Genomic DNA, 22,711 nt, shown 5'->3' on the forward strand with positions numbered 1-22,711 from the left:
AGCTAGGCTCAGACCATGAATGAAACGGCACCAGTAAGGGACGCGCCGGCCGGCTTGGCCGACGCGTCCTTTGCCGAAATCACGGCCAAGCGCCGGGGGCTGCTCCGCCGGTACCTTCACAAGCACCCGCGGGTGATGGACGGCGTGGTGGTGGTCAGCTACACCCTGCTGGTGGCCCCCACCGTGGTGGATGCTCTGATGTCCGGGGCATGGCTGGCTGCGGTGCTCCTTCTCGCCGTTGCAGGAGCCCTGTTATTCCGGCGTCCATATCCCGTGGCACTCGTTGCCTTCATAGCGGTGGTGGAAGTGGCTGTCACCCTGCTCCACCCGTGGGGTTCGAACGTCTCTGCCGGGCTATGGTTCTCGCTGTATGCGGTGGCGGTGGTGCACACCCGCCGGTTCGCGCTCGTCACCATGGCGGTGGCCACTGCCCCGCTGGCACTGCTGTATCTGCTGGCCGCCGTCGGACCCATGGACACCTCCTTCGTCCATGACCCCGGCAGCAACCCCGGTGACTTCCACCTTTTGACCAGCATCGCCACGGGAGCGACCATCGCCCTGTCAAACGTCATCGCCACGGGAATCGGAATTTCCGTGCGGCAGCGGCGGGAACATGAGCAGGAAATCGCAGCCTGGGCGGCGCGGACCGCAAGCTTGGCATCCGTGAACGAACGGAACCGGATCGCGCGGGAAATGCACGACGTCGTGGCCCACTCGCTGACCGTGATGATCAGCCTCTCGGATGGGGCCGCCGTCGTGGTCCGGAAAAGCCCGGACCGCGCCGTTGAGGTGCTCGGTGAACTGTCCCGGACTGGCCGGACTGCGTTGGCGGACATGCGGCGTGTGCTGGGCGTACTGCGGGATGATTCCGGGGCGATGGCGCCGCGGCAGCCACTGGCCTCCGGTGACAGCCTCGCGACACTCCTCGAAGGATTCCGCACCGCCGGCCTTCCGCTGCACTACTCGCATACCGGTCCCGCGCTGCCCGGCGATGCGGCTTTCCAGCTGACCGTCTACCGGATCGTCCAGGAGTCGCTTACGAACGTCCTGCGCTACGGCAGGTCGCTTGGCCGCGTGGATGTGGGCATCGCCCGGGCCGGTTCAACAGTCACCATTGAAGTGCTCGACGACGGCGCCGGCGCTGCGGGGCAGGGAACCTCCGACGGCGGCGGGCCAGGTTCGAGCACCTCGGGCCCGGCCCTTCCGGGTCCAGGCCAGGGGCTTGCGGGAATGGCGGAGCGGGCACGCATCTACTCCGGCACCGTGGAAGCCGGGCGCAGCGGCCGGGGCTGGCGCGTATATGCCGTCCTCACCTGTCCCGATGACGGGCCCACTGAGCCGCTCAACCGTCCGCACCAAATGCAAGGCAAAACGTGACAGGGAACCAACCAATAACCGTCCTGCTGGCCGATGACCAGCCGCTGCTGAGGATGGGCTTCCGCCTCATCCTGGAGGGCGAGGACGACCTCCACATCGTGGGCGAGGCCTCCGACGGCGCTGACGCCGTCAGGCAGGTCCGGGAGCTCAACCCTGATGTGGTGCTGATGGATGTCCGGATGCCCGTATTGGACGGCATCGAGGCCACCCGTGCCATCACAGCATCCGGATCCGGCGCACGGATCATCATCCTCACCACCTTTGACGTGGACGAGTATGCGTTCGCTGGCCTCCAGGCCGGCGCGTCCGCATTCCTCTTAAAGGATGTGGCGCCGTCGGAACTGATCCACGCCGTGCGCGTAGTGGCCAGCGGGGATGCAGTGGTGGCCCCACGCGTCACTCAGCGGCTCCTGGAAACATACGTCCGTGGTGCTGCCCGCCCTGCTCCCGCTGCCGCGCCGCGTGATCCGCTGCTGGAGGAGCTGACGCCCCGCGAAACGGAGATGCTTGAGGCCATGGCAGAGGGCCTGTCCAACGCAGAGATCGCGCACCGGTATTTCCTGTCCGAAGCCACTGTGAAGACCCACGTCCGCCGTATCCTCACAAAGCTGCACCTGCGTGACCGTGTCCAGGCCGTGGTGTATGCGTACGAAACCGGCCTGGTGGTCCCGAGCAACCCTGACTACTGAATCCCCCGATAGCATCCTGCTGGCACACAGCACCCTCACAGGAACTCTCTATGCATGGCATAGGGGAGGGCGGTTGTATGGACACATGACCAATCACCAGCCCCACCCCAACCACGACCGTGGCCTCGAGTTCGACCTCTCCACCCTGATGAGCCGCCGGTCGCTGGGCATGTTCTTCGGTGCCGGCGGCGCCGCTGTGGCGCTGGCGGCCTGCACACCCGGCGGGTCGACGTCCACAGCCAGCACCTCGGCGTCGGCCACGGCCACTGCCGCCCCCACCGCAACCGCCACAGCCACTCCGACGCCCACGCTGACCCGCGCAATTGCCGAGTGCGGTGCGGAAATCCCCCAGGAAACCGCGGGGCCATATCCCGGAGACGGTTCCAACGGGCCCAACGTCCTGGAGGCCTCCGGCGTGGTGCGGCAGGACATCACCACAAGCTTCGGAACGTCCACCACGAAGGTCGAGGGAGTGCCCCTGACCTTCACCCTCACGCTCCTGGACAACTCCAACGGCTGCGTGCCCCTCGCCGGTGCGGCCGTCTACGCGTGGCACTGCGACCGCGACGGGAAGTACTCCATGTATGATTCCGGGCTCGACAACGAGAACTTCCTTCGTGGGGTCCAGGAGGCCGATGCGAACGGCCAGGTCACGTTCACGTCGATCTTTCCGGGCGCCTACATGGGCCGCTGGCCGCACATCCATTTTGAGGTGTTCGAGTCCATGAGCAATGCCACCTCGGCCGGGCAGGTGCTGGCCGTTTCACAGATCGCCCTGACGGATGCGGCGTGCAAGGACGTCTACGCCACGGCCGGCTATGAAACCAGTGCGCGGAACTTCCCCCGGACCACTCTGCAATCGGACAACGTCTTCGGTGACGACGGCGGGATCTACCAGCTTGCCAGCATGACCGGATCGGCTGCCGCCGGATACACGGCCGGGCTCAATGTGACCATCTAGACTCGAGACCATGCCTTCCCTTTCCAACGCCGCAGACCACATCCAGGACCTTGGCGCCTATGTCAGCGCCTCGCCGTCGAGCTTTCACGCCGTCCATGAGGCTGCCCGCAGGCTGGATGCGGCCGGGTTCACAGGCCTGGATGAGCTGCAACCGTGGGAAGGCGGGGCAGGCTCGTTCTACATAGTTCGTGACGGCGCCCTCATCGCCTGGGTGGTGCCGGAAAGTGCAGGGCCGGCTACCGGCTTCAACATCCTGGGAGCGCATACCGACTCCCCCTCTTTCAAGCTCAAGCCCAAGCCGACCACTGGGGCCCATGGCTGGCTGCAGGCCGGAGTCGAGATCTACGGCGGGCCGCTGCTGAACTCCTGGCTTGACCGGGAACTGCAGTTGGCCGGCCGGCTGGTCATGCTCGACGGCGCCCAGCACCTCACGGCCACCGGGCCGCTGCTCCGGTTCCCGCAGCTGGCCATCCACCTGGACCGCGCGGTGAACGACGGCCTCACGCTGGATAAGCAGCGGCACATGAACCCGGTGTGGGGGCTCGGCAACCCGGCCAATGTGGACTTGCTGGCGGTGCTGGCCTCGCATGTTGACGGTGCATCCATTGATCCCGCCCGGATTGGCGGGTACGACGTCGTGATTGCGGACACGCAGCCGCCTGCGGTTTTCGGGGCCCATGGGGAGTTCTTTGCCTCCGGGCGCCTGGACAACCTTTCGGCGACGCACGCGGGGCTGGCGGCGCTCATCGCGCATGCTTCCACTTCTGGGACTGGTTCTGACCGCGCCGATGCGCCGATCGCAGTCCTGGCGGCCTTCGATCACGAGGAAATCGGCTCCAACTCCCGTTCCGGGGCGTGCGGACCCATCCTGGAGGATGTTCTGGTGCGGATCTCCGACGGCCTGGATGCCACGGTGAGCCAGCGGCGGCAGGCGTTGGCGGCGTCGTTCTGTGTCTCCGCGGATGCCGGGCACGCTGTCCATCCCAACTACGCCGAGCGGCACGACCCCGCCAACCATCCTGAACTCAACGGCGGCCCGCTGCTGAAGATCAACGCCAACCAGCGCTACGCCACGGACGCAAACGGTGCCGCATTCTGGGCCCGGCTCTGCGGGCAGGCGAACGTGCCGTACCAGGAATTTGTGTCCAACAACGTGATGCCGTGCGGCTCCACCATCGGCCCGCTCACCGCCACGCGGCTCGGGATCCGGACCGTGGACGTCGGGGTGCCACTGCTGTCGATGCATTCTGCGCGCGAACTCTGCGGCATCGAAGACCCGCACCGGCTGGCTGCGGTGACGGAACTGTTCTTCCGGACTGCCGCGTAAGGGTCGCGGGCAGCGGCCAGGGTCCAGGGCTCAGTCCCGCGAGGCTCCCGGATCCTTAGCGTCCGTTCCCAAAGCAGAAAATCTCCCGGTCGATTTCGTGGGCCGGCACACCCACCCAGGTCTCGCCGTCGGGAACGTTGCTGAGCACGGCGGCACCCATCCCAACCGTGGCATAGGCGCCCACAGACGTCCGTTCCCGGACGCTGGAATTCATGCCCAGGTAGGCGGCCCGGCCAATCCGCACTCCGCCTCCCAGCGACACACCCGCGGCAAACGTGGCGAAGTCCGCCACGTCGTCGTCGTGCGTGAACGTGACCGATGGCATGGCCACCACGTGCGAACCGAGCGTGACCGACGCCGTCAGCGTCACGTTCCGAAGCAGGATACTGCCCCGGCCGATCCTGCATCCCTCCGGACATTGGACGGACGGGTCGATCGCTGTGGCATACCGGGCCTCATGCAGGCCCATCGCGGTGAGCCGCTCCACCACCGCTTCCCGCGATTTTCCGGAGCCCAGGCACACCAGCACAAAAGCGTGCGTGTATTTGGGTGCATCGTCGATGGTCCCCAGGACAGGTGCCCCGTCCACGGTGACTCCCGCCATCTCCTTGTCATCATCGAGCAAGCCCACGACGTCGTACTGACCGCTGCTGCGGACCATCGCCAGTACCTCGCGGGCCAGCCCGCTCGCGGCGATAAGGATCAGCTCGCTCACCTGCCCACCCCGTTGGCGGCGGCATGGATGGTGTTCATGACACGGTTCATGCTGACGGGGTCCAGCTCGTGGAAGATGGGCAGGATGAGCGTCCGGTCGGTCAGGCGCTCAGTGTGCTGCAGCCTGGCGTTGCCCGTGTCGCGCCAGCGGTAGGCCGGCTGCCGGTGCGCCGCCATGACGCCCCGCTTGGCGGAGATACCCGCGTCAGCCAGCCTCCCCAGCAGTTCCTCGCGGCTGACAGGAAATCCCGGCAGGACCTCAACCCAGAAGGACTGGAAGTTGGTAGTGCCGTACGGCGGATCCGCGACGAAACGCAAACCCCTCAACCCGGCAAGCCCGGCGACGTACTGGCCGGCCAGGGTCCGGCGCCGCTCCACAATTTGTGCGAGCCGGGCCAACTGCACGATTCCGATGGCGGCCTGCAGGTCAGTCATCCGGTAGTCGAAGCCGATCTCAAGGTAGACCTCGGGCAGTGCCGCCAGCGATTCGGGTCGGCCCATGCCCGTGACGCTCCTGGCATGGTCGCGGAGGGTTCGCGCCCGTGCAGCCCAGTCAGCGCGGCGGGTCGTGAGCATGCCGCCCTCACCCGTGGTCACTATGTTCTCCTGGTCGAAGGACCACACAGTCAGATCGGCCCCTGTGCCCACTGGGCTGTCCTTGTAGGTGGAGCCGATTGCGCAGGCGGCGTTCTCGATCACAGTGATCTCGTGCCGGTCACACAGTTCGCGGATGGGGTGCAGGTCCACTGGCACGCCGCCCTGGTCCACCACGATCACGGCACGGGTGTCCAAGGTGAGTGCCGCATGGATAGTCTCGGCAGTCACGTTCCCAGTGGCGGGGTCCACATCACAGAAGATCGGGCGTGCGCCGACGTAAGTCACCGCGTTCGCCGTCGAAATAAACGACAGTGACGGCACCACAACATCGTCCCCGGGACCGATGCCGGCCACTATGAGGGCCAAATGAAGCGCAGATGTGCAGTTGGAGGTTGCGACGGCGTAGCGCACGCGTTGCAAGGAGCTGAAGTCCTTCTCGAACTCCTTGACCTTCGGCCCTTGGGCTATCGAACCGGAGGCCACAACCTCAGCCAGTGCGCGCGCTTCCTCATCACCGAGCCATGGCTTCATCGCACTCATCCCCGCGAGGACTGTTTCCGCAGTCATCGGGCACCAACTTTCCTTGTCTCGGCGGTCTTATCGTTCTTGTGCCCACAAACTTCCACCCGGCCGCTCAAAGTGCCCTCATGTTCCGGATCTCGGCCCCCGCACGGGCTGAGTCTGCCAGTTCGGTGCTTGCGACAACGGACGTTTGACCATCACGACTGAGGCTCCGCGCCCCTGCTTCCAGCACTGCGAGAATGCGCAACGCAGAATCCCAACCCGTGCGCGACTCACGCTTGTTGCGGATGCAGAATTCCAACTCCTCTATGACCTGGCCCAGGGGCTCGCGCTCCGGCAGGGCGGGAGACCAAATATCGCCCGTTCTGTAGGCCGTAGCGGAAGTCCTCTTTTCGTTGGCCGACTTTGGTGACGGGTCCAGCGAGACGCTTCTGTCGAAGACGCTGAGACGTTGCTTCGGGTTCAGGTCATCCCACACCAGGGTCCTCAGCGATCCGCCGATGACCATTTGTCGTATCTTCGTGGGGCTCAGCAAGTTCACGTGCAAGTGGGCCGTGCCATCGTTCCGAAGCCTGAAGTTTAGGTGGCCGACACAGTTTCTCCCGATACCAAGCGGGTCACCCCCAAACGCGGAGACCTCGGTCGGATTCAGGCCGCCAGGAAGAACGAAGTCAAGAATCGCAAGGTCGTGTGGCGCCACGTCCCAGAACACGTCTACCTCAGGGCGCTCCAGACTCAGATTTATCCGCGTGGAGTCCACGAAGAGAATCTCGCCCAACGAGCCGGCCTGCACCAGCTCCTGCATCTTGAGTACTGCTGGGGAGTAGCAGTGCGTGTGGTCCACCATCAGCACCAGGCCGTTTGCCTGCGCCTCGGCCACCATCTCAAGTCCATGCTTGAGGCTGTCCGCCATCGGCTCCTCCACGAGGACGTGCTTTCCTGCCCGAAGAGCCGTCATGACCGTCCCGTAGTGGGCATGCGCCGGGGTTGCTATGGCGACTGCATCCACCTCGAAGGTGTCCAGCAGTTCATCAAGGGATTCGACCACCGCAACGTCAGTAAACGGGGTACCCAACGCCCGCGCTCGTTCTGAGTTCACGTCGCAGATGGCAACCAGGTCCCAGACGGGGCTCGCTTGAAGGTTGCGGGCCAGATTCGGCCCCCAATATCCGGCACCGACGACGGCGATTGACAGTTTCCGGGCCGGCAGCCGATGGGCCGGTGTATGAAAGGGATCAATGAAGCTCTTCATGGCTGTCCTTCTTCTCGCACGATCTAGTAGGCGCCGGAGGGCCGGAGTACTGCGCGGAATGTCCGCCACAGGATCAGCAGGTCACCGGCGATGGACCAGTTCTCGACGTAATAGAGGTCCAGCCGCACTGACTCGTCCCAGGAAAGGTCCGAGCGGCCGTTGATCTGCCAGAGGCCGGTGATTCCCGGCTTGATGAGGAGGCGACGGTGAGTGTGGCGTTCGTAGCCGTGGACTTCCCGGGCCAGCGGCGGGCGGGGTCCCACCATGCTCATGTCGCCGAGCACAACATTCCAGAGTTGAGGGAGTTCATCGAGGGAGTACTTCCGCATCCACCGCCCGCACCGGGTGACCCGCGGATCATCGCGCAGCTTGAACAGCACTCCGGCACCCTCGTTCTGCTCAGTAAGGGCGGCCAGACGGGCCTCGGCGTCCACCACCATGGACCGGAACTTGAACATCCCGAACACGGTGCCGTCCTTGCCAACCCTGTCCTGCCGGAAAAGCACCGGACCCGGACTGTCCAGCCGCACAATCACGGCAAGCACCAGGAGCAGTGGCGACAGCACAAGGAGGGCAGCCAGCGCTACCGCCACATCCATGACCCTCTTCAGCGCGTGTTTCGCCCCCGAGTACTGGGGAATGTCCACGTGCATAAGGGGGAGTCCTTCCACCGGGCGCCAGTGGATGCGGGGACCCGCAACGTTTGTGAGGGTGGCGGCGAGGACCATTTCCGCGGCGCATTCCTCCAGTTTCCAGCCGAGTTCGCGGATGAACTTGTTTCCGCCGGGCAGAGGGCCCGCAACGATGACCGCATCGGCGTCGGTCAGCCTGGCGGTGCGGGCAATGTCGTCCGTGGAGGAGAGAACCGGGATCTGCTGGCCATCCACGCGCAGGCTGGCTCCGCGCCGGGCGCCGGGAAGGCAGACTCCCAGGATCTTGTAGACGGGTCCGGACTTCTTGGCCACTTGGTGCACCACGTAACGGACTTCCTCAGGTTCCCCCACTACGATGGCCCGGGACAGGTGGTGTCCCCGGGCCTTTTCCTTGGTGAGCCGGCGCCGGAACACCCAGCGGTTGCCCGTTAAGGCCACCAGCCCCAACGGAAGGGAAACCGTGACGAACGCGGTCCCGCCATGGACGGAAAAGACCACGGCGGCAATGGCCATCAGGCCGAAGATCCGCAGGGTTGCGGAGGCAACGCGCTTGTACTCGTCCGCGCCGACACCCAGGACTTTCGAGTCGCGGGTCCGATATATTTCCAGCGCCATGAGCCACAGCAGCGTAACCGTGGTGGCGGTGAGGACTCCGCCTTTGTCGCTTTCTACGCCGGGGGTGAAACCGACGCTGGAGAGCAGGTAGCCGGCGAACACGGCCAAGGCCACCACGACCGAGTCAGTGATGCGCAGGAGGTTGATGTGGGTGGAGATCCACGCCGCCGTCGCCTTGCGTCCTGGCGTTGCCGGGGCGGCAGCCGGTGGCTGCGGGGTCCCTTTCGGTGAGGATTCCGGCAGACGCAATGGCGACGTTGCATTCCGCTGCGCGGCCAAGGGTTCAACCGGCCAGCCAAACGACGCGCTTCGGAAAGGGGCTACTGGAATTTCCGCCATGATCATCGCTTCCCGCAGAGTCCGCATTGGGTTCCACTTGTGAAGCAAAATTAGCCCGGAAACGGCGGTTATTACGGGGAAAAGCAGGCGCTTTGTGGTAGCGGGAAGGGAAGAATGTGGATACTGCGGGTTCCAGCGTTTTGGTCCCTAGAGGACAGGCAGGACGTAGGGTTCCCGGGCAGCGGAATCCTTGCCTGCGGCCAGGGCGGTGAGCTGTGCGCGAGACTCCACACCCAGCTTGCGGTAGATCGCGGTAAGGCGCACTTCCACCGTCCGCACGGAGACGTACAACGTGGCTGCGATTTCCTTGTTGCGCATGCCCCGCGCCACCATCTGCGCGAGGGCCCGCTCATGGTCGGCGAGCATCAGCATGGAAGGGTTGCCAGGGGCGCGGGCAGGTTCAACGCGCTCGTCCAGCAACAGGGAATCAACGTGCTGGGTCCACGCGTCGGCGCCGACCTCGTCGAACATCACTTTGGCCCGCAGCAGGCCGTCCCTGGCATCCCGCAGCCGGCCGAAGGCCCCTAGCCGCTCCGCGTAGCAGAGCAGCGTCCTGGCGCGTTCCAGCAGTGAGTCGTGGGCACCCCTGTTCTCAAGTGCGTGGTTGAACAGCTGAAGCGACTGCTCACCGTCAGCGAGCATCGCTCGGCTGCGTGCGACGGCGGACAGCAGCCATGGGGATCTGAGCCCCACGGAGCGGCTTTCGAGCCGGTACAGGACCTGGGTGGCCTCGCGGTGCCGTCCCAACCGCACCAGCACTTCCACCAGGTCCGCTTCGCAGCGAAGCAGTGTCGGGTTGCCGAAGGCCATGCCGATCTCCACGGCGCGGGACAACTGGGCGAATGATTCGGCCAGGTTGCCGCGCATGAGTGCGAAATGTCCCTGGCAGGCGGCCAATTGGGCAGTGATGGCGGGGTGGCTTTCAGCGCCGGAGAAACGCTGTGCCTCCGCCACGTAAAGCCGGGCCAGCGCCTCGTCGCCCAGTGAGTGGGCGCGCCACACGCGGAAGATGTGCCGCATCCCGCGGTGGTATTTGGATTCCGGCTCCGTGAGTTCCAGGTCTTCAATGAGCCGGACAGCGGTCCGCACGTTCCCGGCCCGGATTTCGTTGTCCACGGCCAGGTAGTCCGCGGTTTCCCTCCAGTTGACGTTGTTCGCCTCAACGGAGTTCCGCACCACTGCGAAGGCCTCCTGGGCAAGTTCATAATGCTCTGCGTAGGTCAGGGCGCGGCCTTGCACCAGAAGGGTAGCTACTGTGGCGCCCGCGTCATGCTTGCGGCCCAGATTCCCGGTGTTGCCGCTGATTGCTTCGATCAGGAGTTTGGCACGGTCCGTCACTGCGAGGCAGTCCTTGGAGGCAGCGTCCTGGAACTGCTCGGCGTGGCGGAGCAGGCGGAGGGCGTCTTCCAACTCCCACCGTTCCGCGTAAAAAAGCGAACCGATCGCTAACAGGGTGGCTGAATAGGCAGGATCGTGCTGGCCGAACTCCTTCACCAGGCGTAGCACCATGCTGGAGCGCACAGCGGCGCCCTGGATGAACTGGATCTCGAAATCCAGGCCGGTCAGGCGCAGGATCAGAGCGGGGTTGCGTGTCACACGCTGCGCCCATTCCAGGTACCGCCTGGCATAAACGAACTCTCCCCTGTTGAACAGCAGTTCAGCCACGTTGGCGAGCCGTGCCGCAGTCTCCGCTTCCCAGGGGTTGATGGTGAGGGCACGCTCGATGTACTCCACGGCGAAGGACACTTCCCCGTTGCGGATCAGGTCAACGGCAAAACGCAGGAGGCCAAACGGCGTCTGGCGCTCCAAGGCCGTAAAGCTCAGATGCCATCGCCTGGCGTAAGGATCTGTCTCGCCGGCAGCATCCGCCAGCGCACGGTGGTTGGTGGTCCGGACAGCCGGCGTCATGGCGGTAAAGACGAAGCCCCGCAGCAACTGGTCCTGGATCCGCAGATGCGGGCCGGACCTGCTGACCATGCCGTTGGCCAGGAGTTCGTCCACCCCCGTCCACAGGTCGCTGTAAACCTTCTCCAAGGTGGCGATATCGCTCCGGCAGGACAGCGACATCAGGTCAAGGACCTGCCGCGCGGCCGGGGTCAGGCTGCCCACCGTTGCCGCGAATTCGGATTCGAAGCTCCCCTTGCAGGGCAGTGGAATAGGCAGGGCGTACTTCCCCTCGGCCTGGCGCTCCAACAGGCAGGTGTAAAGCTCGACGGCGGCAAGCGGGTTGCCCTGGGTTGTAGCAGCCACCGCGTGGACTGCCGCTGTTGCGACTTGCTGCGCCGGAATTGACTCCAGCATCCGGACCGTGTCGTTGTAGTTCAGAGGCTTGAGGTGAAGGGCCGGGAGGCTGCCAAACGGGCTGTCCGGCACTTCTTCGCGCACGCTCATGAAAAGTGCCACGTCCGTCCCGGAAAGGCGGCGGGCGAGGAACCCGATCACAGCTTGGCTGCTGGGATCCAACTGGTCTGCATCGTCGACGACGACGACGGTGCGTGAGGACGAGCGCTGATGCAGTCCATTCAGGAGCATCGTGGACACGGTGGGGACATCCAGGGCGGCGGTGGAGTTTCTCAGCAGTTCATCGGCGAACCGGTTGAGGACGGGATCATCGATTCCGTTCAGCAGTGCAGTGAGGCCCGAAAGAGGCCAGTCGGACTCGGAGGCACTGGCCCGCAGGAAAACTGTCCGGTAGTCAGAGAGCCGGGGGATCTCGGACAGGAGGGCGGATTTACCCACACCACGGCGGCCTACAACGCTCAGGGCGGATTCCTTCGGCCCTCGGATCACTGAGAGGATCCGGTCCAACTCCTTGCTTCGCCCGATTAACGACATGTGGTCCCCATCCATCGTTGAAGGAGACCGATATTGCCTTGTACTTCCTGTATGTGTCGTCGAAGCCCCGTCCAATCATTCCCATGACTGAGCCGGGGCAATTCCTGGCCGCTTCGTTACGTCCAGCACGGTACCCAACCGTTGGAAGTCAATATAGCCCCGTTCCAGATCCCGCACCAGAGTAGTTTGAGCCGCGAGTACTCAGGTTTTGGAGCCCTGAGTACTTAGGTTTCGAGAGCATTTCAAAGTTGCCTGCAGGGCAGTGGATGGTTCGCAATGGTGTGCCATCCTGTGGAAACATCTGATTTGGCCTCCGGCGTTCTGTGCCAGTGCACATCAACCGGCGCCCGGTGCGCGTCTAGGGTGGGATAAAACGTGTGATCCACCGCACGGAGCAACCACGATGGCCTCCCGCCCCGTCGTTATGGCCCCGCAAGGCAGCCAAATTTCCGCACCAACATGAAGGACGGCGCACCCATGCACGCTGACCAACAACTCGCCAAGTCGCTCAAGCCGCGGCATCTGTCCATGATCGCCATTGCCGGCGTCATCGGGGCAGGCCTCTTTGTGGGGTCCGGTGCCGCGATCCAACAGGCCGGCCCGGGAATCCTGCTGGCCTATATGGCTGCCGGAATTGTCGTGATCCTGGTGATGCGGATGCTCGGCGAGATGGCGGCCGCCAACCCTGAAACCGGGTCCTTTTCGACCTACGCCGACAAGGCGCTGGGCCGCTGGGCAGGTTTCAGCATCGGGTGGCTGTACGCCTGGTTCTGGATCATCGTCCTGGGCATCGAAGCAACCGCCGGCGCGGCGATCATGCACCGGTGGGTCCCTGGAATCGACCAGTGGGTGTGGGCGCTGATCCTGATGGTCCTGCTCACGCTGACCAACCTGGGATCGGTAAAGTCCTATGGAGAATTCGAGTTCTGGTTCGCCTCCATCAAGGTCGCAGCCATTGTGCTGTTCCTGCTCTTCGGAGTGGCAGCCATTATGGGCCTTATCCCCGGAGTCCCCGCACCGGGCCTGAGCAACCTCATCGAGAATGGCGGATTCCTGCCCAACGGGCCGGGAGCGGTCCTGGCCGGGATCCTGGTGGTCGTTTTCTCCTTCTTCGGGGCAGAGATCGCCACTATTGCCGCTGGTGAGTCCGAGAACCCCGTTGACGCAGTCAAGAAAGCCGTCAAGTCCACTGTTTGGCGGATCCTGGTCTTCTACATCGGCTCCATCGCCATCGTGGTCACCCTGCTGCCCTGGAATGATGCCAACGTAGCCAAGAGCCCGTACGTCGCCGTAATTGAACTGTTCGGCATCCCCGGTGCCGGCACCATCATGGATATTGTGGTCCTCACCTCCGTGTTGTCCTGCCTGAACTCCGGCCTCTACACCGCCAGCCGCATGCTCTTCTCCCTCTCCAAGCGCGGCGACGCGCCAGTGGCCTGGACCCGGATTTCAAAGCGGGGCGTACCTGCCTCCGCAGTCCTGGCCTCCACCGTCGTCGGCTTTGTCACCGTGGGGCTGAACTACATCGCCCCGGAGACCGTCTTCCTGTTCCTCGTGAACACTTCGGGCGCGATCGCACTCTTTGTCTGGCTGGTCATTGCGTCCTCGCAGCTGATCCTGCGCAAGCGCATGGGTGCCGCCGCCAAGGACCTCGCCCTGAAGATGTGGCTGTTCCCCTACCTGACCTGGGTTTCCATCGCCAGCATCGTGGCGCTGCTGATCGGCATGGTGATCCTGGAATCCACGCGTGAGTCCCTGATGCTCTCCCTGGCACTGGCCGCCGTGGTGGTTGGCATCGGGGTATGGCGCTACCGGAAGGGTGGCCCGGCCGGACCGGCAGCTGAGGCCCCGCAGGGTGAGGATGCCGCCGTCGGCGCAGCACAAGCGTCGTAAGTCTCCGGACGTCCTCAGGCCGCCAGGCCCAGCACCAGGTTGATCGTGGCGGCCAGGATGACCGTACCGAAAACATAGGACAGGAGGCTGTGCTTCAGGGCTTCGCGCCGGATGCGCGGGTTCTCCAGGCTGGTGTCCGAGACCTGGTACGTCATGCCGATGCTGGTAGCCAGATAGGCGAAGTCCGTGTACTGCGGCGGTTCGTCCTGGTTGAAGCTGACGCCGCCTTCGGTCGCCCCGCCGTAATAGTGCTCCGCGTACCTGAGGGTGAACAGGGTCTGGACCAGCATCCAGGACAGGGCCACGCTGGCCAGGACCAGTGCAGCCCCAGCAAGTTGCGTGCCGCCGTCGCCATTGTGTGAGTCCATAACCACGACGGCGACCGCGGCCAGCGACGCGACGTTCGCCGCCAGGATCAGCAGGTCAGTGGTGGTCCGGGACGGGTCCTCGGCGGTGGCGTGGGCCTTGGTTTCCTTTGGACCCATCTTCCCCACTACCAGCCACACCCAGCCCACATACACCAGCGCTGCCGTGGCCCAACCTGCGGCCGGGGCCTGTAACCATCGGCCGGTAGCGCCCGTCGCCAGCGTGGCCGCGATTCCCGCCACCAGCATTGCCAGGAACCGCAGCCGGCTGCGCCTGACCGGGCCGGGGCGGTCGTTGAGTGGTGCGGCGTCCATGCTCTGTACTCTAGCTGCGGCGCACAGGACCCTGGTCCCCCAGCCTCGGTTTTCCACATATCCTCATGGCTGCTTCCACTGTGGAACCATGGCGCATAGCGTTGAGTCAAGCGCGAATCGCCTATCCGATCCAAATGCACTAAGATATTGAAGTCTGTGCTGCGTCCTGCCTCCGTTCCGGTGGCCGGGCCTGTGCATGGCATCGCAAATGAACCTCCTGTTACGGAAATGCCGTAACCGCTTAGCCCAAAGGAGGTGGGTTCACATATGCGTCCTTACGAATTGATGGTAATCATCGACCCCGAGGTCGAAGAGCGTACCGTTGAGCCGTCGCTTCAGAAGTTCCTGAATGTCATCACCAACGATGGTGGAACCATCGAAAAGGTTGACATCTGGGGCCGTCGCCGACTGGCCTACGACATCAAGAAGAAGTCCGAAGGTATCTACGCCGTGGTGAACTTCACCGCCAAGCCGGACACCGCCAAGGAACTTGACCGCCAGCTGTCTCTTAACGAGACCATCATGCGCACCAAGATCACCCGCCCCGAAGAGCAGAAGGTTGTTGCTGAGTAACTTCAGCTCCGATTTTCATTCTTCACCCCGCAGGATCGAATTCTTCATCCAGGATCGAACAAGGAGGCAGTAGATGGCAGGCGAAACCACTATTACGGTCATCGGTAATCTCACCAATGACCCGGAATTGCGGTTCACACCGTCAGGTTCGGCAGTAGCGAACTTCACCATCGCTTCCACCCCACGCACCTTTGATCGCCAGTCCAATGAGTGGAAGGACGGGGAAACCCTGTTCCTCCGCGCAGCAGTCTGGCGTGAAGCAGCCGAGAACGTCGCCGAGTCCCTCACCAAGGGCATGCGCGTGATCGTTTCCGGCCGGTTGAAGAGCCGTTCCTACGAAACTAAAGAAGGCGAAAAGCGCACCGTCATTGAGCTCGAAGTCGATGAAATCGGCCCGAGCCTGCGCTACGCCAATGCCAAAGTCAACCGTACCCAGCGCTCCGGCGCCGGGGGTGCCGGAAACGGCGGACAGGGTGGCTTCGGCGGCGGCAACAGCGGCGGTGGGTTCGGGGGAGGCGGCGCTGGTGCAAGCCAGGGCGGCAACTCCGGCGGAAACTGGGGCGGCAACCAGCCCGCAGCGCAGGAAGACCCTTGGGCAACGCCCGGTGTCTCCAACGCAGGCGGCTGGGGCAACGGCCCGGATTCCGAACCCCCCTTCTAAAAACCAAAAATTAAGGCCCGACGCCGGGACCGCCTGAGTGCCGCATGGCACCGAAGCGACTGCCGCCGTCGGACCACCACCATCCCGTGGATCAATATCCACGGGCTCCATAGAATAGGAGCTCCACGATGGCTAAGGCTGAACTCCGTAAGCCCAAACCAAAGTCCAACCCCCTGAAGGCCGCTGACATCACTGTCATCGACTACAAGGACGTAGCATTGCTGCGCAAGTTCATCTCCGACCGCGGAAAGATCCGCGCCCGTCGCGTCACTGGCGTCACGGTGCAGGAACAGCGCAAGATCGCACAGGCAATCAAGAACGCCCGCGAAGTTGCCCTGCTGCCTTACTCCGGCGCTGGCCGCGGCTAAGGAAGGGATTAACTAACATGGCAAAGCTCATTCTGACCCACGAAGTAACCGGTCTCGGTGCTGCTGGCGACGTTGTCGAGGTCAAGGACGGTTACGCACGTAACTACCTGCTCCCCCGCAACTTCGCCCTGACCTGGTCCAAGGGTGGCGAGAAGCAGGTTGAGTCCATCAAGGCTGCCCGTGCCGCCCGCGAGCACGCTTCCCTGGAAGACGCTCAGAAGCAGGCCGCTGCACTCTCCGCCAAGCCGGTCAAGCTCGTTGTCAAGGCTGGCGAGACCGGACGCCTGTTCGGCACCGTCAAGCAGGGCGACGTCGCCGACGCCGTTGAGGCCGCTGGCCTTGGCCGCATCGACAAGCGCAAGGTTGAACTGCCGGCACACATCAAGTCGGTCGGTTCCTACCAGGCCAACGTTCGTCTGCACGACGACGTTGCCGCAGTGATCGAACTCGACGTAGTCGCAGGCAAGTAGTTTTAACAGCTACGAAGCACTGAACTGCACGAAAACCCCCGTTGCCTAACCGGCGGCGGGGGTTTTCTGTGCGGACGCTGCATCGAAATGGCACTTCAGAGCAGTGTTGACGCTCCGGACTACCGTCAAATACCACCTCGTGCGCAGGTTAGGGGCTGTCAAGCTCCGTGGTGACATGCCTGTAGCCAGACCGGATCAGCTCCTCAAGAACGTTCCGGTCCACGTCGTCGAGCTTGTTGATGTAGAGGCAGGCTGCGCTGGTCCTGTGCTTCCCCAGTTCGGGCAGGAGCCGGTCGGCATCGGGTCCGTCGGTGAGGCCGTACAGCACCAAGTTCGCCTTCCGCGGTGAGAATCCGACGGCCGCGGCGTAGCCCTCCCGCCCGCTTTCGTATTTGTAGTGGTAGGCGCCGAACCCCACGATGGTCGGACCCCACATGACGGCTTCCTGCCCGGAGATGCGGGTCATCATCTCCAACAACTCGAAGCCGTCCGCACGCCGCTGCGGATGCTCCACCTCGGCAAGGAATTCTGCCGCAGGAACATCTGTGGGCTTGGTCTTGTTCTCTGCCATGCTCGTAGTTTCGCAGACGCGGAGGAGGTCAGCCAGCACCACCTGATACCTGCCGTGGTGAATCAGTGGAACGCTGATCCGCCAGGCGCGTGGAATAAACCCGAATGACCACCGGTTATCCCTGTACATGCAAATGCATGTATTGTAGTCCGTATCGAACTTCAGGAGTCCACAGTGGAAACCCGCCGCATCACCGTCCTGTCCGCCGGCCTGGGAGTGCCGTCCTCAAGCAGGCTGCTCGCCGACCAGCTTGCCGCTGCTGCAGAGCGCAAACTTTCCCGTGCAGGCTACGACGTGACTGTGGACGTGGTTGAGCTCCGGGACCTCGCAGTGGACATCGCGAACAATTTCGTCACCGGCTATGCGGCCCCGCGCCTGGCCGACGTCATTGCCGGGGTCGAGGCATCCGAGGGCATCATCGCGGTCAGCCCCGTGTTCAGTGCGTCCTACAGCGGCCTCTTCAAGTCCTTCATTGACGTGCTTGACCCCAAGTCCCTGGACGGTAAGGCCGTCCTGCTGGGGGCCACTGGCGGCACCGACCGGCACCAGATGGTCCTGGACTACGCGATGCGCCCACTGTTCAGCTACCTGCGCACCCGGACGGCGGCCACGGGCGTCTTCGCAGGCCCGCAGGACTGGGGAAACACCGACGACGGCGGCTCGCCCCTTTCGTCCCGGATCGAGCGGGCGGCGGCCGAGTTTGCAGGACTCCTGACAGGGGAGCAGCCTGGCCGCAAGCCGGCGGCCCTGGAGTCCCTGCCGTTCGAACAGCTGCTGGCGGGTATCTCGGGCGGACGTTGAGGCAGGCTCCGGTGGCGGGAATCCGGCGTCGGACACCTCTGCCGAACTATCCGGAGCCGCCACTCGTTGACCGGGACATGAAATGTCCTGTGGATTCAATTGACCTGATCATGAGTGAACGCAGTGGTGTGGAGATTGACTACTGCCCCCAGTGCCGCGGCGTCTGGCTGGACCGCGGTGAACTGGATAAGATCATCGACCGCGCCAACGAGGCCATGGCCGGAGGATCCCAGGCGCCAGCCCGCCCCGCGGTCCCGGCGCCTGGTCCGACTCCGCCTCCGCTGTACCCGAACTTTGAGCCGCGCCGTGATCAGCCGCGGTATGACCAGCCGCGATACGACGACCGGAAGTACGGCAAGCAGGGCCATGACCGCGACTACGACCGCCGCGGACACAAAAAGAAGGAGGGCTGGCTGGGGGACCTCTTCGACTTCTAGCCCCTGGACACATCACAGCCGCGGGGAGGAATCCAAGGAGGAAGGGCAGGCCCTAGTCTTCCAGGAGCGCGATGAACTCACGGGCTTGCTTGAGGGTGATGTCAGAGTGCTTGGTCAGCGCCGTGGCGGCGGCCTCTATATCGCCGCTGCGGACCAGCGTGCGGATCCGCCCGTAGATCTCGTCATTGAGCATGTTGCTGCTGACTTCGCGGGTTACGTCGCCCTTGCTGGCGATGGCCCGGTAGCGGTACGGGAAGCGCTGGGGGGTGTCGTCATCGTCGGGATCCTGCACGGGCTCCGCGGACGCGGGGCTGCGGTAAGGCTGCGGGTGGGCCGCCAGCGCGCCTACGGCATCCCGTGACGCCCTCAGGCCGGCGTCTGTGGCCTCGTAGTAGAGCTTGATCGCTGCCATGGCCTGCCCTTGGGCGATGAGGGCGTACAGGCGACGGTGCTGGTCCTCCGTAAGCTTCGCGGCGGCCGTGCGCGCCAACTCCACAGGGTCGGTGGCGGGAGCGGCCGTGCCGGCTGCGTTGGAAGCCGCCACGCGCCTGCTGACGGCGCGGGCACCCAGGGCCACTGCGGCGGCAACTACCACCAGGATGAGGGCGGGGATCACAAGCGATTCCATTTCTAAAGCCGATCTACGTACTTCTTGGCGGTAGCCAGGTCAAAGTGCGTCGCCTGGCGGAGGAGTTTGATGGCCTGGAGCTTTTGCCCGCTGCGGGCCATCGTCTGGAGTTGCAGGGCGAATTGAGGATTGAGCTGTCCGCCCGGAAGGGCTGTGTACCCGTGCTGGCCGGACGGCCCGCCTGCCTGCGCGTGCAATGCCGCACGGGCGTTGTCTGCCTGCTGTGACTGCTGTGCCTCATTCTGGCTGGGCCGCGTGTTTGCCTCCAGCCGGGCACGGGCAGCAGTGGCGGCACGGACTTGGGCGGCATAGTGCTCGGCGGAGCGCATCGCGAGGTCCTGCTGGTATTTTTCGGCGTCGGAGATTCCGGAGTCACGGGGGCTCAGGGCTGTTGAGAGAGCCCAGATTACTGCCACCAAAACCAACGCAGGCAACAGCACCATCAGTATTTCGCCCATGTATAGAGCTTATGCCAGATCGTGGTTATCCACAGCATATTCCTTGGTTCGCATACAGGTCGCCTGCTAAGGCGTCAATTCGGGGCACGTGCTGTGGAATTCATCACGCTTTAGGGATGGATGCGGAGGATTGGACCCGGAATTCAGTTCCCAATCAACAGCCTCGGCCTGCAAGCTGTGGATGAAGGTTGAGTAAAAGAATATTTCCTCCACACGTCCGGATGGACGTTTCCGCAGGTCAGAGGCTTATGGGAGAGAAAAGTTTTTTTGTTTCCACAGGGTCACCCACAGGCTGTGCACAAGCTATGCCCCTTAGTGCACAGGTTATCCACAGGCCGCGGGTACACGCGGCTTTGCCCTTGGGGAAAGGGGGGCTAGCGTAGCGGGATACCTGTTTTTGGGACGCGAAAACGCTGCTGCGGAGTACGCGAAGGACCGCGGCGGATTCCCTGGATCCCGCCGTGGCGGGTACCTCTGTGGATAACCTGTGGATATTGGGGATAACTCTTTGTGCACAAAGCCTTTGGACCCGACAGGGCCGCCGGATGGCCAGTTGTCGGTGCCCTCGGATAGACCTGTCCTGGTGCCTGCGTTGCGGATGTTCCACGGCGCAGGTACCCGCAGGAAGAACAGCTTTAACCACGGCCGGACCGGTTCCGCCGCGGCACACAATGGAGGACGGCAGCTTTGTCAGTAACGCATCTGGACTCGATCGAGGGCACCCGCGGATCAGAAGGCAGCCGGAAACCTCCGCAGGACATTCCCGCGGAACAGTCCGTCCTGGGCGGCATGATGCTCTCCAAGGATGCGATCGCCGATGTGGTGGAGATCCTCCGTGGCCAGGACTTCTACCGTCCAGCCCACGAAACCATCTACGAAGCCATCATTGATCTCTACGGCCGCGGCGAGCCTGCGGACGCGGTCACCGTCTCGGATGAACTGACCAAGCGCGCCGAGATCAACAGGATTGGCGGCCCTGCGTACCTGCATGAACTCATCCAGACCGTGCCCACCGCAGCCAACGCCGGCTACTATGCCGAGATCGTGGCCGAACGCGCCGTGCTGCGCCGCCTGGTCAACGCCGGAACCAAGATCGTCCAGCTCGGTTATGGCTCGGATGGCGAAGTGGAAGACCTCGTCAACCAGGCGCAGGCCGAAGTTTACGCTGTGGCAGAGCGCCGTACGGCCGAGGACTACGTCGTCCTGAAGGACGTCATGGAGTCCACGGTGGATGAGATCGAAGCCTCCGGCCACCGCGGTGAGGGCATGGTGGGTGTACCCACGGGTTTCTATGAACTGGATGAACTGACCCACGGCCTGCACCCCGGCCAGATGATTGTCATCGCCGCCCGCCCCGCCGTGGGTAAGTCCACTTTCGCTCTGGACTTCGCCCGGTCGGCGGCCATCAAGAACAACCTGGCCACGGTGATGTTCTCGCTCGAAATGGGCCGAAACGAGATCGCCATGCGCCTCCTGTCCGCCGAGGCCACCATTGGGCTGCAGGACCTCCGCAAGGGAACCATCAAGGATGAGCAGTGGTCCAAAATCGCCACCACCATGGGCCGGATGAACGATGCCCCGTTGTTCATCGACGACAGCCCCAATATGTCGCTGATGGAAATCCGGGCCAAATGCCGGCGCCTCAAACAGCAGCACGATCTCAAGCTTGTGATCCTGGACTACCTCCAGCTCATGAGTTCCGGCAAGAAGGTGGAGTCGCGCCAGCAGGAAGTTTCGGAGTTCTCCCGTGCGCTCAAGCTGCTGGCCAAGGAGCTCCAGGTTCCGGTCATCGCGCTCTCGCAGCTGAACCGTGGTTCCGAACAGCGGCAGGACAAGCGGCCCATGGTCTCTGACCTTCGCGAATCCGGCTCGATCGAGCAGGACGCGGATATGGTGATCCTCCTGCACCGTGAGGACGTCTATGACAAGGAGTCACCGCGTGCTGGCGAGGCTGACATCCTGATCGCCAAGCACCGTAACGGTCCCACCAAGGACATCGTGGTGGCCTTCCAGGGCCACTACTCGAGGTTCGCCAACATGGCGGCCGACGCCGGTGGCGGCGGCTTCTGACCTCCCGTACCGTTGGGGGCTGGCCCGCTTAGCCCTGCGCCAGCAAGTGGTTGGGCAGGCGGTTTCCGGGAGCAGTGCCCCGGATTTCCAGCAGCTCTCGCGCATGTGCGTGCAGCCGCTTGTCCTCCTCCGAGACAGGCACCCAGCGGGGGATGGGCACTGACGTGCCTTCGGCGTCGCGCGCCACCATTACTGTCAGGCAGTACGTGGTGAGGTTCAGTTCCTTACCCTTGGGGTCCCCGGAGCGGACGTGTACGGCAATATGCATGCCTTTGGTTCCGGTGTAGACCAGCCGCGCCTCCACCTCCACCACGTGTCCAATGAGCAGAGGGCGGTAGAAGCGGACGCCGCCTGAAAACACGGCAACGGTGTCCTTGCCGCAGTAGCGGGACGCGCAGACATAGGCCGCCTCGTCGATCCACTTCATCACGATGCCGCCGTGGACCTTCCCGCCCCAGTTCACATCGGTGGGGGCCGCCATGAACCGCAGCGTGACGCGCTCGGCCGTTCCGGCGTCGGTATATTCCTGGTCCTTCATGGCTGCAACGATCTGTTCCCGGACCTTGACCCTGGCAAGGGCGTGCTCGCGCTGTTCGATTTCCTGGTCGGTGACCGGCTCAAACTGTTTCACCGGGATCGGCTTGCCGTCCTCGCCCACGGCCACGAAAATCACCATGCACTGGCTGCGCATCGTCGCTGGCCCGCCTTTGGGATCCCCGGAGGAGACGACGGTACGGATGTGCATGGAAGAGCGCCCTGTGTACACGATGGTGGCCTCGACTTCCACCATATCGCCGCTGTTGACGGGGTCAGCGAAGTGGATGTTGCCCACGTAGGCAGTGACGCAGTAGGACTTTGCCCAGCCGACAGCGGCAGCGTACGCGGCCTTGTCCACCCATTCAAGGACGGTCCCTGCGTCAACGGACCCGCTGTGTCCTACGTCCATGGGGGCGGCCAGGAAGCGGAGGGTTACGGAGTTGGCTGCGGTCTCAGTCATGCTGCGATCTTACTGAGGCGCCGCGTTACCCGAGGGTAGCTCCGGCCCCGCCCCGATGAAGAAGCACCTCACGGTCCGGGGCGTCACCGAATGTGTAGGAACAAAACAACGACGGCGGTGAGCACCCCGGTGCTCACCCCCCGCGGTAGATAATGATGTGAGGCCGTTGGCGAGCACCGCCCCCCGGGGGTTGGTTCAGTCGCTTATACACAACTGACCCAGC

Annotated in this window: 22 protein-coding genes; 12 read left to right on the forward strand and 10 right to left on the reverse strand. The window is 63.8% G+C overall.

Annotation, left to right across the window (positions count from 1 at the left end):
- Positions 1 to 15 precede the first annotated feature (15 nt).
- From ACFC25_RS09380 to ACFC25_RS09395, 4 genes are all read left to right on the forward strand, one after another.
- Positions 16 to 1,377 (forward strand): sensor histidine kinase, encoded by a 1,362-nt coding sequence (locus tag ACFC25_RS09380; RefSeq protein ID WP_376044890.1) that lies wholly within the window; start codon positions 16 to 18, stop codon positions 1,375 to 1,377.
- 53 nt (positions 1,378 to 1,430) lie between these two features.
- The gene (locus tag ACFC25_RS09385) at positions 1,431 to 2,066 is read left to right on the forward strand and encodes a response regulator (RefSeq protein ID WP_376044906.1); all 636 of its coding nucleotides are present in this window, start codon (positions 1,431 to 1,433) and stop codon (positions 2,064 to 2,066) included.
- A gap of 85 nt (positions 2,067 to 2,151) precedes the next feature.
- Complete coding sequence (locus ACFC25_RS09390; RefSeq protein ID WP_376044891.1) at positions 2,152 to 3,027, forward strand: intradiol ring-cleavage dioxygenase; 876 nt, start codon at positions 2,152 to 2,154, stop codon at positions 3,025 to 3,027.
- A 10-nt stretch (positions 3,028 to 3,037) separates the two neighbouring features.
- Positions 3,038 to 4,354, forward strand: a complete 1,317-nt coding sequence (locus ACFC25_RS09395) for a M18 family aminopeptidase (protein ID WP_376044892.1) — start codon at positions 3,038 to 3,040, stop codon at positions 4,352 to 4,354.
- Positions 4,355 to 4,409: 55 nt separating this feature from the next.
- On the opposite strand, the gene ACFC25_RS09400 is transcribed toward ACFC25_RS09395, so the two are convergent.
- The 5 genes from ACFC25_RS09400 to ACFC25_RS09420 all read right to left on the reverse strand — a co-directional run bounded on the left by ACFC25_RS09400 (position 4,410) and on the right by ACFC25_RS09420 (position 11,881).
- Positions 4,410 to 5,069, reverse strand: coding sequence for an acetyltransferase (locus ACFC25_RS09400; RefSeq protein ID WP_376044893.1), 660 nt, complete (start codon positions 5,067 to 5,069; stop codon positions 4,410 to 4,412).
- Positions 5,066 to 6,232, reverse strand: coding sequence for a DegT/DnrJ/EryC1/StrS family aminotransferase (locus tag ACFC25_RS09405; RefSeq protein ID WP_337345148.1), 1,167 nt, complete (start codon positions 6,230 to 6,232; stop codon positions 5,066 to 5,068). The genes ACFC25_RS09400 and ACFC25_RS09405 overlap by 4 nt, the downstream gene beginning before the upstream one ends.
- A 67-nt stretch (positions 6,233 to 6,299) precedes the next feature.
- Entirely contained in the window at positions 6,300 to 7,439 is a 1,140-nt protein-coding gene (locus ACFC25_RS09410; protein WP_337350441.1) for a Gfo/Idh/MocA family oxidoreductase, read from the reverse strand.
- 23 nt (positions 7,440 to 7,462) lie between these two features.
- Positions 7,463 to 9,046 carry a sugar transferase gene (locus ACFC25_RS09415; protein WP_337350440.1) on the reverse strand — a complete coding sequence of 528 codons (1,584 nt, stop codon included), beginning with the start codon at positions 9,044 to 9,046 and terminating at the stop codon, positions 7,463 to 7,465.
- Positions 9,047 to 9,193: 147 nt separating this feature from the next.
- Entirely contained in the window at positions 9,194 to 11,881 is a 2,688-nt protein-coding gene (locus ACFC25_RS09420; protein WP_376044894.1) for an AAA family ATPase, read from the reverse strand.
- A 477-nt stretch (positions 11,882 to 12,358) separates the two neighbouring features.
- On the opposite strand from ACFC25_RS09420, the gene ACFC25_RS09425 reads away from it, so the two are divergent.
- Positions 12,359 to 13,774 carry an amino acid permease gene (locus ACFC25_RS09425; protein WP_337345144.1) on the forward strand — a complete coding sequence of 472 codons (1,416 nt, stop codon included), beginning with the start codon at positions 12,359 to 12,361 and terminating at the stop codon, positions 13,772 to 13,774.
- A gap of 14 nt (positions 13,775 to 13,788) precedes the next feature.
- On the opposite strand, the gene ACFC25_RS09430 is transcribed toward ACFC25_RS09425, so the two are convergent.
- A complete protein-coding gene (locus tag ACFC25_RS09430) occupies positions 13,789 to 14,454 on the reverse strand; it encodes a DUF1345 domain-containing protein (RefSeq protein WP_376044895.1) in 666 nt (221 codons plus the stop codon).
- A 267-nt stretch (positions 14,455 to 14,721) separates the two neighbouring features.
- On the opposite strand from ACFC25_RS09430, the gene rpsF reads away from it, so the two are divergent.
- The 4 genes from rpsF to rplI all read left to right on the forward strand — a co-directional run bounded on the left by rpsF (position 14,722) and on the right by rplI (position 16,526).
- Complete coding sequence (gene rpsF / locus ACFC25_RS09435; protein WP_050683795.1) at positions 14,722 to 15,027, forward strand: 30S ribosomal protein S6; 306 nt, start codon at positions 14,722 to 14,724, stop codon at positions 15,025 to 15,027.
- 73 nt (positions 15,028 to 15,100) lie between these two features.
- Positions 15,101 to 15,688: a single-stranded DNA-binding protein gene (locus ACFC25_RS09440; RefSeq protein WP_337345142.1), complete on the forward strand. Its 588-nt coding sequence runs from the start codon at positions 15,101 to 15,103 to the stop codon at positions 15,686 to 15,688.
- 128 nt (positions 15,689 to 15,816) lie between these two features.
- On the forward strand, positions 15,817 to 16,056 hold the full coding sequence (gene rpsR / locus ACFC25_RS09445; RefSeq protein WP_003800144.1) for a 30S ribosomal protein S18: 240 nt from the start codon (positions 15,817 to 15,819) through the stop codon (positions 16,054 to 16,056).
- A gap of 17 nt (positions 16,057 to 16,073) precedes the next feature.
- Positions 16,074 to 16,526 (forward strand): 50S ribosomal protein L9, encoded by a 453-nt coding sequence (gene rplI, locus ACFC25_RS09450; protein ID WP_050057159.1) that lies wholly within the window; start codon positions 16,074 to 16,076, stop codon positions 16,524 to 16,526.
- Positions 16,527 to 16,674: 148 nt separating this feature from the next.
- On the opposite strand, the gene ACFC25_RS09455 is transcribed toward rplI, so the two are convergent.
- Positions 16,675 to 17,097, reverse strand: a complete 423-nt coding sequence (locus ACFC25_RS09455) for a DUF1801 domain-containing protein (RefSeq protein WP_376044896.1) — start codon at positions 17,095 to 17,097, stop codon at positions 16,675 to 16,677.
- Between the two features lie 174 nt (positions 17,098 to 17,271).
- Here ACFC25_RS09455 and ACFC25_RS09460 point away from each other — a divergent pair, with 174 nt between their 5' ends.
- Complete coding sequence (locus ACFC25_RS09460) at positions 17,272 to 17,898, forward strand: FMN reductase (protein ID WP_337345140.1); 627 nt, start codon at positions 17,272 to 17,274, stop codon at positions 17,896 to 17,898.
- A 77-nt stretch (positions 17,899 to 17,975) separates the two neighbouring features.
- Positions 17,976 to 18,335: a zf-TFIIB domain-containing protein gene (locus tag ACFC25_RS09465; protein WP_337345139.1), complete on the forward strand. Its 360-nt coding sequence runs from the start codon at positions 17,976 to 17,978 to the stop codon at positions 18,333 to 18,335.
- Positions 18,336 to 18,387: 52 nt separating this feature from the next.
- Here the strand turns inward: ACFC25_RS09465 and ACFC25_RS09470 are convergent, their stop codons facing one another.
- Together ACFC25_RS09470 and ACFC25_RS09475 are read right to left on the reverse strand one after the other, a co-directional pair.
- A complete protein-coding gene (locus ACFC25_RS09470) occupies positions 18,388 to 18,963 on the reverse strand; it encodes a hypothetical protein (protein ID WP_337345138.1) in 576 nt (191 codons plus the stop codon).
- 2 nt (positions 18,964 to 18,965) lie between these two features.
- Positions 18,966 to 19,421, reverse strand: coding sequence for a hypothetical protein (locus ACFC25_RS09475; protein ID WP_337345137.1), 456 nt, complete (start codon positions 19,419 to 19,421; stop codon positions 18,966 to 18,968).
- 687 nt (positions 19,422 to 20,108) lie between these two features.
- On the opposite strand from ACFC25_RS09475, the gene dnaB reads away from it, so the two are divergent.
- Positions 20,109 to 21,491, forward strand: coding sequence for a replicative DNA helicase (gene dnaB, locus ACFC25_RS09480; protein WP_337345136.1), 1,383 nt, complete (start codon positions 20,109 to 20,111; stop codon positions 21,489 to 21,491).
- A gap of 28 nt (positions 21,492 to 21,519) precedes the next feature.
- Here dnaB and ACFC25_RS09485 read toward each other — a convergent pair whose 3' ends face one another.
- Complete coding sequence (locus ACFC25_RS09485; protein ID WP_337350436.1) at positions 21,520 to 22,488, reverse strand: hotdog domain-containing protein; 969 nt, start codon at positions 22,486 to 22,488, stop codon at positions 21,520 to 21,522.
- Between the last annotated feature and the right edge of the window lie 223 nt (positions 22,489 to 22,711).

It is taken from the genome of Pseudarthrobacter sp. NPDC055928 (genome assembly GCF_042270935.1).
In the GTDB taxonomy this organism is placed as follows: domain Bacteria; phylum Actinomycetota; class Actinomycetes; order Actinomycetales; family Micrococcaceae; genus Arthrobacter.

Excerpts from the sequence above, each read along its gene's own strand:
- ACFC25_RS09380 (WP_376044890.1), top strand. The coding sequence starts at position 16 with ATGAATGAAACGGCACCAGTAAGGGACGCGCCGGCCGGCTTGGCCGAC.
- ACFC25_RS09385 (WP_376044906.1), top strand. The coding sequence starts at position 1,431 with ATGGGCTTCCGCCTCATCCTGGAGGGCGAGGACGACCTCCACATCGTG.
- ACFC25_RS09390 (WP_376044891.1), top strand. The coding sequence starts at position 2,152 with ATGACCAATCACCAGCCCCACCCCAACCACGACCGTGGCCTCGAGTTC.
- ACFC25_RS09395 (WP_376044892.1), top strand. The coding sequence starts at position 3,038 with ATGCCTTCCCTTTCCAACGCCGCAGACCACATCCAGGACCTTGGCGCC.
- ACFC25_RS09405 (WP_337345148.1), bottom strand. The coding sequence starts at position 6,232 with ATGACTGCGGAAACAGTCCTCGCGGGGATGAGTGCGATGAAGCCATGG.
- ACFC25_RS09410 (WP_337350441.1), bottom strand. The coding sequence starts at position 7,439 with ATGAAGAGCTTCATTGATCCCTTTCATACACCGGCCCATCGGCTGCCG.
- ACFC25_RS09415 (WP_337350440.1), bottom strand. The coding sequence starts at position 9,046 with ATGGCGGAAATTCCAGTAGCCCCTTTCCGAAGCGCGTCGTTTGGCTGG.
- ACFC25_RS09420 (WP_376044894.1), bottom strand. The coding sequence starts at position 11,881 with ATGTCGTTAATCGGGCGAAGCAAGGAGTTGGACCGGATCCTCTCAGTG.
- ACFC25_RS09425 (WP_337345144.1), top strand. The coding sequence starts at position 12,359 with ATGCACGCTGACCAACAACTCGCCAAGTCGCTCAAGCCGCGGCATCTG.
- ACFC25_RS09430 (WP_376044895.1), bottom strand. The coding sequence starts at position 14,454 with ATGGACGCCGCACCACTCAACGACCGCCCCGGCCCGGTCAGGCGCAGC.
- rpsF (WP_050683795.1), top strand. The coding sequence starts at position 14,722 with ATGCGTCCTTACGAATTGATGGTAATCATCGACCCCGAGGTCGAAGAG.
- ACFC25_RS09440 (WP_337345142.1), top strand. The coding sequence starts at position 15,101 with ATGGCAGGCGAAACCACTATTACGGTCATCGGTAATCTCACCAATGAC.
- rpsR (WP_003800144.1), top strand. The coding sequence starts at position 15,817 with ATGGCTAAGGCTGAACTCCGTAAGCCCAAACCAAAGTCCAACCCCCTG.
- rplI (WP_050057159.1), top strand. The coding sequence starts at position 16,074 with ATGGCAAAGCTCATTCTGACCCACGAAGTAACCGGTCTCGGTGCTGCT.
- ACFC25_RS09455 (WP_376044896.1), bottom strand. The coding sequence starts at position 17,097 with ATGGCAGAGAACAAGACCAAGCCCACAGATGTTCCTGCGGCAGAATTC.
- ACFC25_RS09465 (WP_337345139.1), top strand. The coding sequence starts at position 17,976 with ATGAAATGTCCTGTGGATTCAATTGACCTGATCATGAGTGAACGCAGT.
- ACFC25_RS09470 (WP_337345138.1), bottom strand. The coding sequence starts at position 18,963 with ATGGAATCGCTTGTGATCCCCGCCCTCATCCTGGTGGTAGTTGCCGCC.
- ACFC25_RS09475 (WP_337345137.1), bottom strand. The coding sequence starts at position 19,421 with ATGGGCGAAATACTGATGGTGCTGTTGCCTGCGTTGGTTTTGGTGGCA.
- ACFC25_RS09485 (WP_337350436.1), bottom strand. The coding sequence starts at position 22,488 with ATGACTGAGACCGCAGCCAACTCCGTAACCCTCCGCTTCCTGGCCGCC.